The sequence below is a fragment of the Immundisolibacter sp. genome (assembly GCF_014359565.1).
GTDB lineage: Bacteria > Pseudomonadota > Gammaproteobacteria > Immundisolibacterales > Immundisolibacteraceae > Immundisolibacter.
In genome coordinates this window covers 505,492-519,606 of the sequence record NZ_JACIZD010000001.1, presented here as the reverse complement: position 1 = coordinate 519,606, position 14,115 = coordinate 505,492, and the positions used below count along the sequence as shown (strand labels likewise).

13 protein-coding genes are annotated in these 14,115 nt (G+C 68.7%); 8 read left to right on the top strand and 5 right to left on the bottom strand.

What is annotated here, in order from left to right; translation table 11 throughout:
- Positions 1-50: 50 nt before the first annotated feature.
- From rplS to ffh, 5 genes are all read right to left on the bottom strand, one after another.
- Positions 51-413, bottom strand: coding sequence for a 50S ribosomal protein L19 (gene rplS / locus H5U26_RS02495; protein WP_290616310.1), 363 nt, complete (start codon positions 411-413; stop codon positions 51-53).
- A gap of 5 nt (positions 414-418) precedes the next feature.
- Positions 419-1,192, bottom strand: a complete 774-nt coding sequence (gene trmD, locus H5U26_RS02490; RefSeq protein ID WP_290616308.1) for a tRNA (guanosine(37)-N1)-methyltransferase TrmD — start codon at positions 1,190-1,192, stop codon at positions 419-421.
- Between the two features lie 6 nt (positions 1,193-1,198).
- Positions 1,199-1,684, bottom strand: a complete 486-nt coding sequence (rimM, locus tag H5U26_RS02485) for a ribosome maturation factor RimM (protein WP_366055860.1) — start codon at positions 1,682-1,684, stop codon at positions 1,199-1,201.
- Positions 1,685-1,718: 34 nt separating this feature from the next.
- Positions 1,719-1,976, bottom strand: coding sequence for a 30S ribosomal protein S16 (rpsP, locus tag H5U26_RS02480; protein WP_290616306.1), 258 nt, complete (start codon positions 1,974-1,976; stop codon positions 1,719-1,721).
- Between the two features lie 88 nt (positions 1,977-2,064).
- Entirely contained in the window at positions 2,065-3,432 is a 1,368-nt protein-coding gene (gene ffh / locus H5U26_RS02475; protein WP_290616304.1) for a signal recognition particle protein, read from the bottom strand.
- Positions 3,433-3,514: 82 nt separating this feature from the next.
- Here ffh and H5U26_RS02470 point away from each other — a divergent pair, with 82 nt between their 5' ends.
- The 8 genes from H5U26_RS02470 to H5U26_RS02435 all read left to right on the top strand — a co-directional run bounded on the left by H5U26_RS02470 (position 3,515) and on the right by H5U26_RS02435 (position 14,033).
- Positions 3,515-4,084, top strand: a complete 570-nt coding sequence (locus tag H5U26_RS02470; protein ID WP_290616302.1) for a class I SAM-dependent methyltransferase — start codon at positions 3,515-3,517, stop codon at positions 4,082-4,084.
- Positions 4,081-4,545 carry a hypothetical protein gene (locus H5U26_RS02465; RefSeq protein ID WP_290616300.1) on the top strand — a complete coding sequence of 155 codons (465 nt, stop codon included), beginning with the start codon at positions 4,081-4,083 and terminating at the stop codon, positions 4,543-4,545. The genes H5U26_RS02470 and H5U26_RS02465 overlap by 4 nt, the downstream gene beginning before the upstream one ends.
- A gap of 113 nt (positions 4,546-4,658) precedes the next feature.
- Positions 4,659-5,600 carry an ABC transporter ATP-binding protein gene (locus H5U26_RS02460; protein WP_290616298.1) on the top strand — a complete coding sequence of 314 codons (942 nt, stop codon included), beginning with the start codon at positions 4,659-4,661 and terminating at the stop codon, positions 5,598-5,600.
- On the top strand, positions 5,597-6,880 hold the full coding sequence (locus H5U26_RS02455; RefSeq protein WP_290616296.1) for a hypothetical protein: 1,284 nt from the start codon (positions 5,597-5,599) through the stop codon (positions 6,878-6,880). Before H5U26_RS02460 ends, H5U26_RS02455 begins: the two co-directional genes overlap by 4 nt.
- Before the next feature lie 72 nt (positions 6,881-6,952).
- Positions 6,953-7,657: a hypothetical protein gene (locus tag H5U26_RS02450; protein ID WP_290616294.1), complete on the top strand. Its 705-nt coding sequence runs from the start codon at positions 6,953-6,955 to the stop codon at positions 7,655-7,657.
- Positions 7,658-7,903: 246 nt separating this feature from the next.
- Positions 7,904-9,637, top strand: coding sequence for an ABC transporter ATP-binding protein (locus H5U26_RS02445; RefSeq protein WP_366055874.1), 1,734 nt, complete (start codon positions 7,904-7,906; stop codon positions 9,635-9,637).
- Between the two features lie 91 nt (positions 9,638-9,728).
- A complete protein-coding gene (locus H5U26_RS02440) occupies positions 9,729-11,909 on the top strand; it encodes a PQQ-dependent dehydrogenase, methanol/ethanol family (protein WP_290616290.1) in 2,181 nt (726 codons plus the stop codon).
- A gap of 39 nt (positions 11,910-11,948) precedes the next feature.
- Positions 11,949-14,033, top strand: a complete 2,085-nt coding sequence (locus H5U26_RS02435) for a TonB-dependent receptor (protein ID WP_290616288.1) — start codon at positions 11,949-11,951, stop codon at positions 14,031-14,033.
- Positions 14,034-14,115: the final 82 nt, after the last annotated feature.

The window sequence follows — 14,115 nt, the reverse complement described above, 5'->3', positions numbered from 1 at the left end:
TGGCGCGGGACTCGGCAGGCTGGGTGGCCGGCCGCATCGGAGTTGCGAGGTCAGCCAGCCTGGGTGCGCGAGGCAAGCTTCTCGCGGATGCGCGCCGCCTTGCCCTGCAGGCCGCGCAGGTAATACAGCTTGGCGCTGCGCACCAGCCCGCGGCGCTTGACCTCGATACTCTGGATCTGCGGGCTGTGGATCTGGAACACGCGCTCCACGCCCTCGCCGTGCGACATCTTGCGCACCGTGAAGGACGAGTGCAGGCCACGGTTGCGACGGGCGATGACGACGCCCTCGTAGGCCTGCAGGCGCTCGCGGGTGCCTTCAACCACCTTCACCTGTACCAGCACGGTATCGCCGGGCCGAAAGTCCGGCACGGTGCGCGTCATCTGCTCGGCATTCAGCTGGTCGATGATGTTCATGGGTCTTACTCCTGATTGTCCAAGGCCGGGCAGTGGCCGTCAGCGTCGGCCATTGTCCGGTATTCATCCAGCAGCCGCTGCTGCTCGTGCGTCAACTTCAATTCGGCCAGCAAATCCGGCCGCCGTCGCCAGGTGCGCGCCAGTGCCTGCTGCAGGCGCCAGCGGGCCACCCGGGCGTGATCGCCGCTGAGCAGCACCGGCGGCACTGCGCGCCCTTCCAGCACTTGCGGGCGCGTGTAGTGCGGATGGTCCAGCAGGCCGTGCATGAACGAGTCCTGCTGCGCCGATTCGGCATCGCCCAGCGCGCCCGGCAACAGCCGCACCACCGCATCGATCATCATCATGGCCGGCAACTCGCCGCCGCTGAGGACGTAGTCGCCGCACGACCATTCCTCGTCCACCGCCAGCTCCAGCGCCCGTTCATCGACACCCTCGTAGCGTCCGCACAGCAGCAACAGGCGCTGCCGGCCAGCCAGCTCGCAGGCCGCCGCCTGACCGAAGCGCCGGCCCTGCGGGCTCAGGTACGCCACGCGCGCCGGTTCCGGCGCTGCTGCCCGCGCGGCGGCAATCGCCGCCAGCACCGGTTCGGCCTTGAGCACCATGCCGGGACCGCCGCCAAACGGCGCGTCGTCCACCGTGCGGTGGCGGTCGGTCGCAAAATCGCGCAGCTGCCAGCAGTGCAGGCTGGCGATACCACTGGCGATGGCGCGCCCGACCACGCCGTGCTGCGCCACCGCGTCGACCAGCTCCGGAAACAAGGTCACGACGTCGATGCGCACCGGCGCTCAGTACTCCGCGTCCCAGTCCACCTCGATACGGCCGGCATCCAGATCGACCTTCTTCACTATCTGCGGCTGCGCGAACGGGATCAGCCGCTCGCGTTCGCCGTGCACCACCAGCACGTCGTTGACACCGGTTTCGATCAGGTGATCGACCCGCCCCAGCGGCGTGCCGTCCACCGTCACCACCGCCAGGCCGATCAGGTCGTGCCAGTACCAGCTGCCCGGCGGCGGCGGTTCGAGCTCGGCCCGCGGCACGCTCAGTTCGAAGCCGGTCAGTTTCGCGGCCGCGTCGCGATCGTCCGTGCCCGCGAAGCGCACCAGCACGCGCTCGCCCTGCATCCGGCTGTCGGCGATCTCGAGCATCAGCCGCTGCCCGCGACGCTGCGCCTCGAGCCGGGGATGACGCAGCAGGCCCGCGGGCGGATCGGTAAAGGACTGCAGCTGCGACCAGCCGCGCACGCCGTGCGGAGCGCCCACACGCCCCACCACGACCGAGCGCGCAGCGTCGGTCGTGGCGTCGTTGTCAGGCGGCAGCGTCGGCCTTACGGCACTGCTTGACCAGCGCCGCGACCCGATCGCTGGCCTTGGCACCAACGCCCAGCCAGTAGTCGACGCGCGCCAGATCGAGCTTGCTCGGCTGCTCGCCGCTCTTGGCGATGGGGTTGAAAAAGCCGATCTGCTCGATGAAGCGACCGTCGCGCGGGTTGCGGCTATCGGTCACGACCACGCGGTAGAACGGCCGTTTCTTGGCCCCACCACGGGCAAGGCGAATGGTCACCATGGAAACTTTCCTTGAAGGCTGTGAAGCACCGGACCCTGATCGGCCGGCTGCGGCGGACCGCGAATTCTATTGACGCGCCGCCATAAACTCAACCGCGGCCGGGAAAGCCCCCGCGCATGGCGCCCATGCCGCGCATCATTTTCTTCATGCCGCCGGGCCGGCCGAGCTTTTTCATCATCTTCTGGCTCTGCTCGAACTGCTTCAGCAGCCGGTTCACGTCCTGGATCTGCACGCCGGAGCCGGCGGCGATGCGCCGCTTGCGCGAGCCGTTGATCAGGTCCGGGAAGCGCCGCTCCTTGGCGGTCATGGAGTTGATGATGGCTTCGATGCGCCCCAGCTGCTTGCCGTCGGCCAGTTGCTCGCGGGCCTGGGCATTCATGCCGCTCATGCCGGGCAGCTTGTCGAGCAGGCTGCCCAGACCGCCCATGCCCTGCACCATCTTGAGCTGATCGCGAAAGTCGTTGAAGTCGAAGCCCTTGCCGCGGCGCAGCTTGTCCTCCAGGCGCGCCGCCTGCGCCTGGTCGACGTTGCGCTGCATGTCCTCGACCAGGCTCAGCACATCGCCCATGCCCAGGATGCGCGAGGCGACGCGCTCGGGGTGGAAGGCTTCCAGGGCGCCGGTTTTCTCGCCCACGCCCAGAAACTTGATCGGCGCGCCGGTGACTTCGCGGATCGACAGCGCGGCGCCGCCGCGCGCATCGCCGTCGGTCTTGGTCAGGATGACGCCGGTCAGCGGCAGCGCCTCGTGGAAGGCCTTGGCCGTGTTGACCGCATCCTGGCCGGTCATGGAATCGACCACGAACAGGGTTTCGAGCGGTTTGACGGCGGCGTGGATGGCGCGGATCTCGGCCATCATGTCGGCGTCGATGTGCAGACGGCCGGCGGTGTCGACGATCACCACGTCGATGGCCCGGCGGCGCGCCTCGGCGACCGCCTCGGTGGCGATGTCGACCGGTTTCTGGCTGATGTCGCTGGGCTGGAACTGCGCGCCGACCTGCCCGGCCAGCACGCGCAGCTGTTCGATGGCCGCCGGGCGGTAGACGTCGGCGCTGACCAGCAGCACGGATTTTTTGGTCTGCTCGCGGATCAGTCGCGCCAGCTTGGCGCTGGTGGTGGTCTTGCCCGAGCCCTGCAGGCCAGCCATCAGGATCACCACCGGCGGCGCGCCGGCCAGGTTCAGGGCCGCATTCTCGCTGCCCATCAGGCTGATCAGGCGGTCGTGAACCAGCTTGACCAGCAGCTGGCCGGGGTTGAGGCTCTTGCCGATTTCGCGCCCGATGGCGTCCTGGCGCACCTGCTCGATGAAGCCGCGCACCACCGGCAGCGCCACGTCGGCTTCCAGCAGCGCCATGCGCACCTCACGCAGCGCGTCGGCGATGTTCTCGTCGTTCAGGAAGGCCTGGCCGCGCAGGCGGCGCACGGTGGCTTCGAGTCGTTCGGTGAGGCTGTTGAACATGGGGCTTGCCGGGTCCGGATCGGGCGTCGCCGGGCGCGGCGTTTACCATGCGCGCCGCCGTACGACAGATGCCCACATTCTAATGCAGCCGCCCGAAGCCTCCCTGGTGCCGCCAAGCGGCCCGGGCAAACACAGCAGTTACGACTTCGTCGACCGCGCGCCGGTGCTGGCCGCCCTGGCCGGTGCCCGCTGCGTGCTGGACTTAGGCTGCGGCCGCGGCGACTGGAGCCTGGCGCTGGCGCGCGCCGGCACGCCGGTGCTGGCCGTGGACCGCTGGCGCCAGGGGCTGCGCTGGCTGCGGCAACAGGCCGGCGGCCTGCCGCTGCGGGTATGCGAAGCCGACCTTGGCGCGCCCTTGCCGTTACCCGATGGCGCCGCGGGCGGCGTGCTGTTGTCGCTGGTGCTGCACCACCTGGTCGCATCCGGCAAGGCGCAGGACTTGCTGGCGCAGATCGCCCGCCTGCTGGCGCCCGGCGCCGTATTGGCAATCATCGAATTCCTGCCGGTGCCGCCGCCACCCGGCCCGGCCCTGGCAGTACGACTGACCCCGGCGCAGGTGCTCGGCCTGGCGAGCGAGGCCGGCCTGACGGGCGCGCCGCCGCAATCGATCGCCGGACACGTCGCGCTTTACCTGCTGCGCAAACCCGCATGAGCATGGACGTACTGCGTCTGGCGGACATCGACCCGGCAGCCTTGCGCGCTCTGTTCGGCGCCCACGGGCTGAGCATCGAATGGCTGGCAGCGGGGGCCGACATTCCGGGCAGCTACTGGGGCGAAAGCGAAGCCGGCCTGGTCGGCGACACCCTGCACGTGCGGCCCGATACACCGCTGCATTCGGCCCTGCACGAGGCCTGTCACTGGCTGTGCATGGACGCTGGCCGGCGCCGCGGCCTGCACACCGACGCCGGTGGCGACGATCTCGAGGAATGCGCGGTGTGCTATCTGCAGATCCTGCTCGCCGATCGCCTGCCGGGCGTCGGCCGCGCCCGCCTGATGCAGGACATGGACACCTGGGGCTACAGCTTTCGGCTGGGTTCGGCGGCGGCGTGGTTCGAGACTGACGCCGACGACGCCCGGGCGTGGCTGCAGGAAAGAGGCTTGCTGCGGCTGTGAGACCGGCGCCGTTGCGATCGATAGCCTTTAGCCGGACACTGCTTTACCCGGACACTGGGCAAACAGCCAGGCACTGGCGCCTTGCACACCGCGTTGGCCGATAACAGACACGCATGAACAGTTCATCCGCCATCGTGGTGCATAAGCTCAGCTTCGAGTACCCCGGCGTCAAGGCGCTGTCGGAGGTGTCGTTCCGTATCGAACCGGCCAGCGTCACGGCGCTGGTCGGGCCCAACGGCGCCGGCAAATCGACCCTGCTGCGCTGCATCGCCGGCCTGGACCGACCGCTGCTGGGCAGCATCGAGCTGGCCGGTGTCGACGTGCTGGAGCAGCCGCGCCTGGCGCACCGGCGCCTGGGTTATCTGGCCGATTTTTATGGCCTATACGACGCCTTGAGCGTGCGCCGGGCGCTGTCTTACATGGCGGCGGCGCACGGCGTGGCCGAGCGCGACATCGCCGGCACGGTGGAGCGAACCGCCAAGCGCCTCGAAATCGATGACCTGCTGGAACGACGCTGCGGCGAGCTGTCGCGTGGCCAACGCCAGCGCGTCGCCATCGGCCAGGCGCTGGTGCATGCGCCGCCGGTGCTGCTGCTGGACGAGCCGGCGGCGGGCCTGGACCCGGAGGCGCGCCATGCGCTGGCGCGGCTGTTCACGCGCCTGCGCGACGAGGGCATGACGTTGCTGGTGTCCTCGCACATCCTGGCCGAGCTCGACGAGTATTCCAGCCACATGCTGGTGCTGCGCGGCGGGTGGATGATCGAGCACCGCGCCCTGGCCGGCGGCGCGGCCGAGCCGGTGCGCCGGCTGCGCCTGGGCTTCGTGTCGCCGGTGCCGGAGCTGGCCGCCGTGATCGCCGGCATGAACGGCGTCCGGATGCTGGAAAACGCCGGCCAGAACGCGCTGCTGGAACTGACCGGTAACGACCGCGTGCAGGCCGAGGTCCTGCGCATGCTGGTCGAACGCGGCCTGCCGGTGACCCGCTTTTCCGAGGAGCGCGAGAACCTGCATGCCTCGTACCTGCGCACCGTCGGCACCCACGGAGCCGCGCCATGAACCCGGAACTGCGACGCAACCTGTGGCTGGAGCTGTCGGCCCACCGGCTGCTGGCGACGCCGGCCCTGATCGGCCTGGTCAGCATGCTGATCCTGGTCAACAGCGACGGCAGGGGCTATGCCGCGCTGGCCACGGTCGCCGGCTTCGCCTGCCTCGTGCTGTTGACTGCCTGGGGCAGCAAGATGGCCGCCGACGGCATCGGCGACGAGGCGCGCAACCGCACCTGGGATGCGCAGCGCCTGACCAGCATCGGCCCGTGGCAGATGACCTGGGGCAAGCTCGCCGGGGCCACGGCATTTGCCTGGTATGGCGGCGGCCTGTGCCTGCTGGTGTTCATCGCGGCGGGCGTGGGGCAGCTGCCGATGCCCGTGCTCAGGCTGGCCGGCCTCATCGTGGCCGGCTCCGTGCTGTGCCATGCCGTGGCCTTCACCGGCTCGCTGATGGCGGCGCAGCGCAATCCAGGCACGCGCAGCAGCAACGCCCTGGTGTGGATGTTCGTGTTGCTGTCGGTAGCCAGTTCGGCGCGCCGCTGGCTGGCCGTCGATCAGGGGACGGTCGCCTGGTGGGGCGCGAGCTACGCCACGGTGAATTTCGTGCTGGTCAGCGCCGTGGCGTTCGCGGCCTGGGCCGTGTTTGGCGCCTATCGCAGCATGTGCAGCGCCCTGCACGTGCCGACGACGCCGTGGGCGCTGGTGGTGTTCCTGTGTTTTGTGACCGTCTACCTGGCAGGTTTTACCTCGCTGTCGAATGGCTCTGCGGCAGGCCTGGTGGCGATCATGGGCGTTGGCGTGAGTCTGGCGGCCTGTTACGGCCTGCTGTTCATGGAACAAACCGGCGCCATGACGCTGCGCCGCCTGCAGATGCGCCTGAACCGCCGGCAATGGACCCGGGCGCTGCAGGAGCTGCCCGGCTGGCCGGTGGCGCTGCTGCTGGCGCTGCTGTTCGCCATCGGCACCCGGTTGGCGTCGATCCGGGACGGCGGAACCTGGGCGATCGCTGACGCAGCCTTCGTGTTCTGGCTGTTCGCCGTGCGCGATGCGGCGCTGATGCACTGCTTCGCCTTTGCGCGCCAGCCGCGGCGGGTCGTTGCCACGACGGTGCTTTATCTCGCCCTGCTGTATGGCCTGCTGCCGTGGCTGCTCAAGGCGTTTGGCGCGCATGCGCTCGCCGACCTGCTGCTGCCGTTCAGCGTCGAGTACACCGGACCGAAACCGGCCGCCGCCGCCGTGCAGGCAGTGGTCGCGGTGAGCATCGCCGCGTGGCGCTGGCGCCGCCTGTAACGGAGGCACTCGGGCGCGGCGGCTAGAACGATCGGGCGAAACCAGTCAGTTCCATGCTTCCCTGCCCAATGGATGAACGAGGTATTTCTGATGGGGTTATCGGATCGAGACTACATGCGCAAGAAGGGAGCGGATTCGCACCTGAAAGACGTGCATTACAACCCCAAGCCATTCAGGAAAAACCGGGCACACAAACCGCCAGTCATCAAGCGCGGTGTGGCCAGAAGAAAGATGTTCATGTCTGTTCTGGTCTGGATCATCGTCGCCGTGGTCCTGATGGCTATTTTCAATCGGTATGCGCCGCCCCTCAGACCAGCACTTCCCACAGCTGCAATGGCGCCGATCAAAGGGCCGTTCGGCTCCTGTGAGCCCTTACCGCCCAGCGGCTCGCATTTGGTAATCGATCCGGCTGTCATGCGACGTACCGACGTGCTGTACTCGGGGCTTGAGCTACAAAATCTGCACAAGTACCCAGTAGTCGTCGTTCTTACCGATTCAGGCGGTCAAGCGCGGTATCAGTCAGTCTCCGTGGCTTCCGGCGCAAACGTGCAAGTTGGCGTTCCAGTCGGGCGCTATGGACTACAGGTCCTGACCGGAGCGAATTGGTGCAATCTGGACTCGGGCTTCAGCGATGGGGCCAAGGTGAGAATCAACGGTGGAATTTCGATTCGAGCCGGGGCGACCACCAACATGCAACTGCGTTCGACCGGAACCAGGCCGGATCAATTTTCGGTCACATACCAAACAACTGGGCCAGTGGGGTCCGCCAGACCGTAATCCAACGCCTGCGAAGACGGGATCGCCGTGTACAGGGTCAGTCGGCACTGGACGGCGATCATTGAGGTTGGCGCGGGCGCGCGATGCCCCACTCACCCGCACGCCGACTTGACCAGGTCGCCTAACGGCACGTGGCTTCACGACGCATAACTTCAAATTTTGACAACTGACACTTCCGCCACACCGGGCCTGACGGTTTCGGTCCGCCAGCTGGGCAGCTATTTCCGGCGCGCCTTTCGACTCGCCATCACCACCAATCCGCGCCTGGCGCTGCTGCTGGCCGGCTGTACGCTGGCGGCGGGCGTGCTGCCGGCCGGCATGGCCTGGGTGGGCAAGCTGATCATCGATGCGGTGGTGGTGGCGGCAGCCGGTAACGCCGGGGCCCGGGCGGTGCTGCTGCTGATCGGCGTGGAAGCAGCCCTGGTGGCTCTGATCGCCGCGTCCCAGCGCGGCATCGCGCTGGGCGAGTCGCTGCTGCGGGCACAGCTGGGCTACCGCGTGAACGACATGATCCTGGCCAAGGCGCTGACGCTGGAGCTGGCGCAGTTCGAGGATTCGGAGTTCTACGACAAGCTCACCCGGGCGCGACGCGACGCCTCCACCCGGCCGCTGAACCTGGTGCGCCAGAGCTTCGGCCTGCTGCAGAACCTGATCTCGCTGCTCAGCTACGCGGCGCTGCTGTCGCAGCTCTCGGTGCTGGCGGTGGGCGTGTTCCTGCTGGCCGGGCTGCCGGCCTTCCTGGCCGAGGCCCGGTTCTCCGGCGAGGCGTTTGCGCTGTTTCGCTGGCGCTCGCCGGACACGCGCATGCAGATTTACCTGGAAACCGTGCTGGCGCGCGAGGACCACGCCAAGGAGGTCAAGGTTTACGGCCTTGGCGGACCGATCCTGGGCCGCTACGGCGACATCTTTCGAAAGCTCTACCGGCGCGACCGCAGCCTGGCCCTGCGCCGCGAAGGCTGGGGTTTTGCGCTCGGCCTGCTGGGCACGGCGGCGCTGTACGGCGGCTATGGCTGGGTGGCGTTGCAGGCGGTGGCGCAGCGCATCAGCCTGGGCGAGATGACCATGTACCTGCTGCTGCTGCGCCAGGGGCAGGCGGCCGTGACGGCCAGCCTGTCGGCGCTCGGCGGCCTGTACGAGGACAACCTGTACCTGACCAATCTGTATGAGTTCCTGGAACAGCCGGTGCCGGACAAGGTCGGCCACGTCACGGTCGGCGCGGCGCCGGGCGACGGCATCCGCTTCGAGCGCGTGACGTTCCGCTACCCCGGCGCCACCGGCGACGCCGTCAGCGGCATCGATCTGCACCTGCTGCCCGGTCGCAGTCTGGCGCTGGTGGGCGACAACGGCGCCGGCAAGACCACGCTGATCAAGCTGCTGACACGCCTGTACCGGCCAACGCAGGGGCAAATCCTGCTCGACGGCACGCCGCTGGACGCCTGGGACGAGTCGGCGCTGCGCCAGCGCATCGCGGTGGTGTTCCAGGACTTCAACCGCTACCAGTTCACGGTCGGCGAGAACATCGGCGCCGGCGATGTGGCCCACCTGCACGACCAGGCCCGCTGGCAGCAGGCGGCCAGCGACGGCCTGGCCGCCCCCTTCGTCGATACCTTGCCCGGTCGATACGGCGCGCAGCTTGGCAGCTGGTTCAAGGGCGGCCGGGAACTGTCCGGCGGGCAGTGGCAAAAGCTCGCCCTGTCGCGGGCCTTCATGCGCCGCGAGGCGGACATCCTGGTGCTGGACGAACCGACGGCAGCGATGGACGCCCAGGCCGAGGCGGACGTGTTCGAGCACTTCCGGCGCCTGGCGGCCCGCCGCATGGCGATCCTGATCTCGCACCGCTTCTCCACCGTGCGCATGGCGGACGAAATCCTGGTGATGCGCGATGGGGTGATCACCGAGCGCGGCAGCCACGCCGAGTTGCTCCACCAGGGCGGCCACTACGCCCGGCTGTTCACGCTGCAGGCGGCCGGCTACCGATGAGCGATGAGGCCGGTGGGCGGCGCGGGCTTTTGCCATAATGCCGCGCGCCGGCCTGAACGGTCGTTCGAAACGGATTTCGGAGGGGAAACAGATGGGTTTCAAAAGCTCACGTTGGCTGGCGGCAATTGCCGCGGCATGCCTGTGCTGCGGTGCCGCGCAGGCCGCCCCCGGCGCCATCGACGGCGCGCGCATCATCGGTGCGGATAGCGAGCCCGGTAACTGGCTGGCGCACGGCCGCACCTACGGCGAACAGCGCTTCAGCCCGCTGGATGCCATCAACGCCGACAACGTGGGCCAGCTCGGCCTGGCCTGGTTCGCGGATCTGGGCACGCGGCGTGGCCTGGAGGCCACGCCCATCGTCGTCGACGGCGTCATCTACACCACCGGCGACTGGAGCCGCGTGTACGCCATCGACGCTGCCACCGGCAAACAGATATGGACCTATGACCCCAAGGTGCCGCGCTCGTGGGGTGTGAACGCCTGCTGCGACGTCGTGAACCGCGGCGCGGCGGTATGGAAGGGACGCGTCTACGTCGGCACCATCGACGGCCGGCTGATTGCACTCGACGCCGCCACCGGCCGGCTGGTGTGGGAAACCCTGACCATCGACCGCAGCCAGCCGTACACCATCACCGGCGCGCCGCGCATCGTCAAGGACAAGGTCATCATCGGCAACGGCGGCGCCGAGTACGGCGTGCGCGGCTACGTGTCCGCCTACGACGCCGCCACCGGCAAGATGGTGTGGCGCTTCTGGACCGTGCCCGGCGACCCGGCCAAGGGCTTCGAGACGCCGGATGTGGAAATGGCCGCCAAGACCTGGAACCCGGCCGGCGAGTGGTGGAACAAGGGCGGTGGCGGCGGCACGGTGTGGGATTCGATGGCCTATGACCCGCAGCTCGACCTGCTGTACGTCGGCGTCGGCAACGGCGCGCCCTGGAACCGCTGGGAACGCAGCAAGGGCGAGGGCGACAACCTGTTCCTGTCGTCCATCGTGGCGCTCGATCCGGACACCGGGCGCCACGTGTGGCACTACCAGACCACCCCTAGCGAGACCTGGGACTATACCGCCACGCAGCACATGATCCTGGCCGACATCGAAATCGGCGGGCAGCGGCGCAAGGTGATCATGCAGGCGCCCAAGAACGGCTTCTTCTACGTGCTGGACCGCGCTACCGGCCAGTTCATCTCGGCCGAGAACTACGTGCAGGTGAACTGGGCCACCCATGTCGACCCCGCTACCGGCCGACCCGTCGAAACCGATCCGGCGCAGTACCGCGACGAGAAGAAGCTCACCTTCCCGGCGCCCTTCGGCGGCCACAACTGGCAGCCGATGTCCTACAGCCCGCTGACCGGGCTGGTGTACATCCCGGCGCAGGACCTGCCCTTTACCTATGCCCAGGAGAAGGACTTCAAGTACGGCCGCCACCCCTGGAACATGGCGGTCGACATGGCCGCCGCCATGCCCGCGCCGGACCAGGATCCGGCCCTCACGCGCAAGGTGATGCGGGCCATCGCCAAGGGCCACATCGCCGCCTGGGACCCGGTCGCGCAGAAGGAAGTCTGGCGCGTGCAGCACGATGGCCCGTGGAACGGCGGCATGCTCAGCACCGCCGGCAACCTGCTGCTGCAGGGCACCGCCAAGGGCGAGCTGGTGGCCTACCGCGCCGACAACGGCAAGCGCCTGTGGAGTGCGCCGACACAGTCGGGCATCGTCGCGCCGCCTGTCAGCTACACCGTGAACGGCGAGCAGTACATCGCCGTCATGGTCGGCTGGGGCGGGGCGCTGGGCCTGGCGGGTGGTGTGGCGCCGATGGAAGGGGACAAGGTCGGCGGCCGCCTGCTGGCCTTCAAGCTCGGCGGGCAGGCCAGCCTGCCGCCGGCCCCGCCGCCGCCGGCCCTGCCACCGCTGCCGCCGCAGATGGCATCTGCCGACACCATCGCCAAGGGCCACGCGCTCTATCACGCCTACTGTTCGGTCTGCCATGGCCTGAACGCCGAGGCCGCCACGCTGGCCGACCTGCGCTACATGCAACCGGCCACGCACGAGCTGTTCGACAAGATCGTGCTCGATGGCCTGTACAAGGACCTGGGCATGGTCGGCTGGGCCAAGTACCTCAGCAGCGACGACGCGCACGCCATCCATGCCTACGTGATCGAGCGGGCACACCAGACGCGGCGCGAGCAGACCGGCGGCTGGTGGCTGTCCGTCAAGGACTGGGCCTACGGCGTGCTGGCCCGGCTGGTGGCCTGGTTCATTCATCTGACGGCTTGAGAGCTTGTGACATTCAAGCTCGCGGGAGCCCGCAGCGGCGTGCGTTTTCCCTCCGGCGGCGCGCCTGTCGCCGCGCTGCTGCTGGTGGGCATGGTCGTCGTGCCCGCCGCGGGCCGGGCGGATGATGGGGCTGCCCCGCCGCTGGTGGTGACCATCGAGGCGCCGCGCGACATCGCCGCCTGGACCGCTGCCGGCAGCGGCAGCCGCATCGACTCGGCCGACATCGCCCGCACGCGCCCGGCGCACGCGAGCGAGCTGTTCGCCCGCGTGCCGAGTGTGTGGATCAGCCGCGGTGACGGCCAGGAGAGCCTGATCGCCATCCGCTCGCCGGTGCTCACCGGCCCCGGCGCCTGCGGCGCATTTCAGATTCTGGAAGACGGCATCCCCATCCGCCCGGCCGGCTTCTGCAACGTCAACGAGCTGTTCGAGGTGAATTTTGCGCAGGCCGCCGCAGTCGAGGTCGCCCGCGGCCCGGCCAGCAGCCAGTACGGCGCCAATGCGCTGCACGGCGCCATCAACGTGGTATCGCCCCGGCCCGGGCCGCAGCCGTGGACACTCGGCCTAGAAGCCGGTCCGGACGACACCGCCACCGGCCGCGTTTCCACCGGCACCGGGCACTGGCGCCTGGACACCCTGGGCTCGGACACCAACGGTTTTCGTGACGCCACACCGACCGGCGAACAGAAACTCGGCCTCGGTCACCGGGCCGATATTGGCCGCTGGCAGGTCAGCAGTCGCCTTGCCGCCAGCAACCTCAACCAGGAAACGGCCGGTTTCATTGTCGGCAAGGACGCTTACCGCAAGGCCGGTCTGCGGCGCGACAACGTGAACCCGGAGGCCTACCGCGACGCCTCGTCGGCGCGCCTGCACAGCGCCTGGCGCACCGTGCTCGGCGAAAACACCGCCCTGTCGATCACGCCCTACGCGCGCTGGTCGCAGATGGATTTTCTGCAGCACTTCCTGCCCGGCCAGCCCACCGAGACCAACGGCCAGCGCAGCGCCGGTGTGCTGGTGGACCTGCGAAAGCCGCTGCCGGGCGGCATCGACTGGCAGGCCGGGCTAGCCGGCGAGTACGCGCGCGGGTTTCTGAGTGAGGTCCAGGCCCGGCCGCTGAGCACCGGTTTGGCCTTCCTGCAGGCCACCCGACCGGCCGGCCTGCATTACGACTTCGAGGTCGCCTCGCGCATGGCCGCGCTGTGGCAGTCGCTGGACCTGCCGCTGGACGCCACCAGCCGCTGGCATCTGCTGGCGAGTCTGCGCGGCGAGTACCTGCGCTATGACTACGACAACCGGGCGCTGGACGGCAACACGCGCGACGACGGCACGCCCTGTGGCTTTGGCGGCTGCCTGTACAACCGGCCGGCCGATCGCGAGGATGACTTCGCCAATCTGGCCGGCCGGCTCGGCCTGCGCTACGGCGATCCCTACACCGGCCAGTGGCACGGCGCCTGGTCGAGCGGCTTTCGCCCGCCGCAGGTCACCGAGCTGTACCGCCTGCAGCGCGGCCAGACCACCGCCGACCTGGACTCCGAGCGCCTGCAGGGCGTCGAACTGGGCTACCAGCGCGCCTGGGCCGATGCCCGCATCAGCCTGACCGCATTTGGCATGCGCAAGACGCATTTCATCTTCACCGACGCCGATGGCCTGAACGTCAGCGACGGCCGCACCAAGCACTTTGGCCTGGAAACCGAGGCCACCTGGCGCCCCGCCCCGCACCACGAGCTGCATCTTGCAGCCAGCCTGGCGCGCCATCGTTACGCCTTCGACCGCGCCGCCAGCGGTGGCGAGCTCATCAAAAGCGGCAACGAGATCGATACCGCCCCGCCGTTCATGGGCAGTCTGCGCTGGCAGTACCAGCCGCGCCGCGACCTGAGCCTGGAATTGGAAGGCATCCGCATGGGGCGGTATTACCTGGATGCGGCCAACACCGCCCGCTATCCGGGGCACACGCTGCTGAACCTGCGCGCTGACTGGGCCACCAGCGCTGCCACGACGCTGTTCGCCCGCATCACCAACCTGACCGACAGCGACTACTCCGAGCGCGCCGATCTGGCCTTCGGCAGTTACCGCTATTTCCCGGGCCTGCCGCGACGATTGTTCGTCGGCATCGAGTGGCGGCCGTGACCGCAACGCCGACCTGACGAACGCGCATAAAAAAAGACCCCGTCGGATGCTCCGGCGGGGCCTTGCAATCAAACCATCCCGC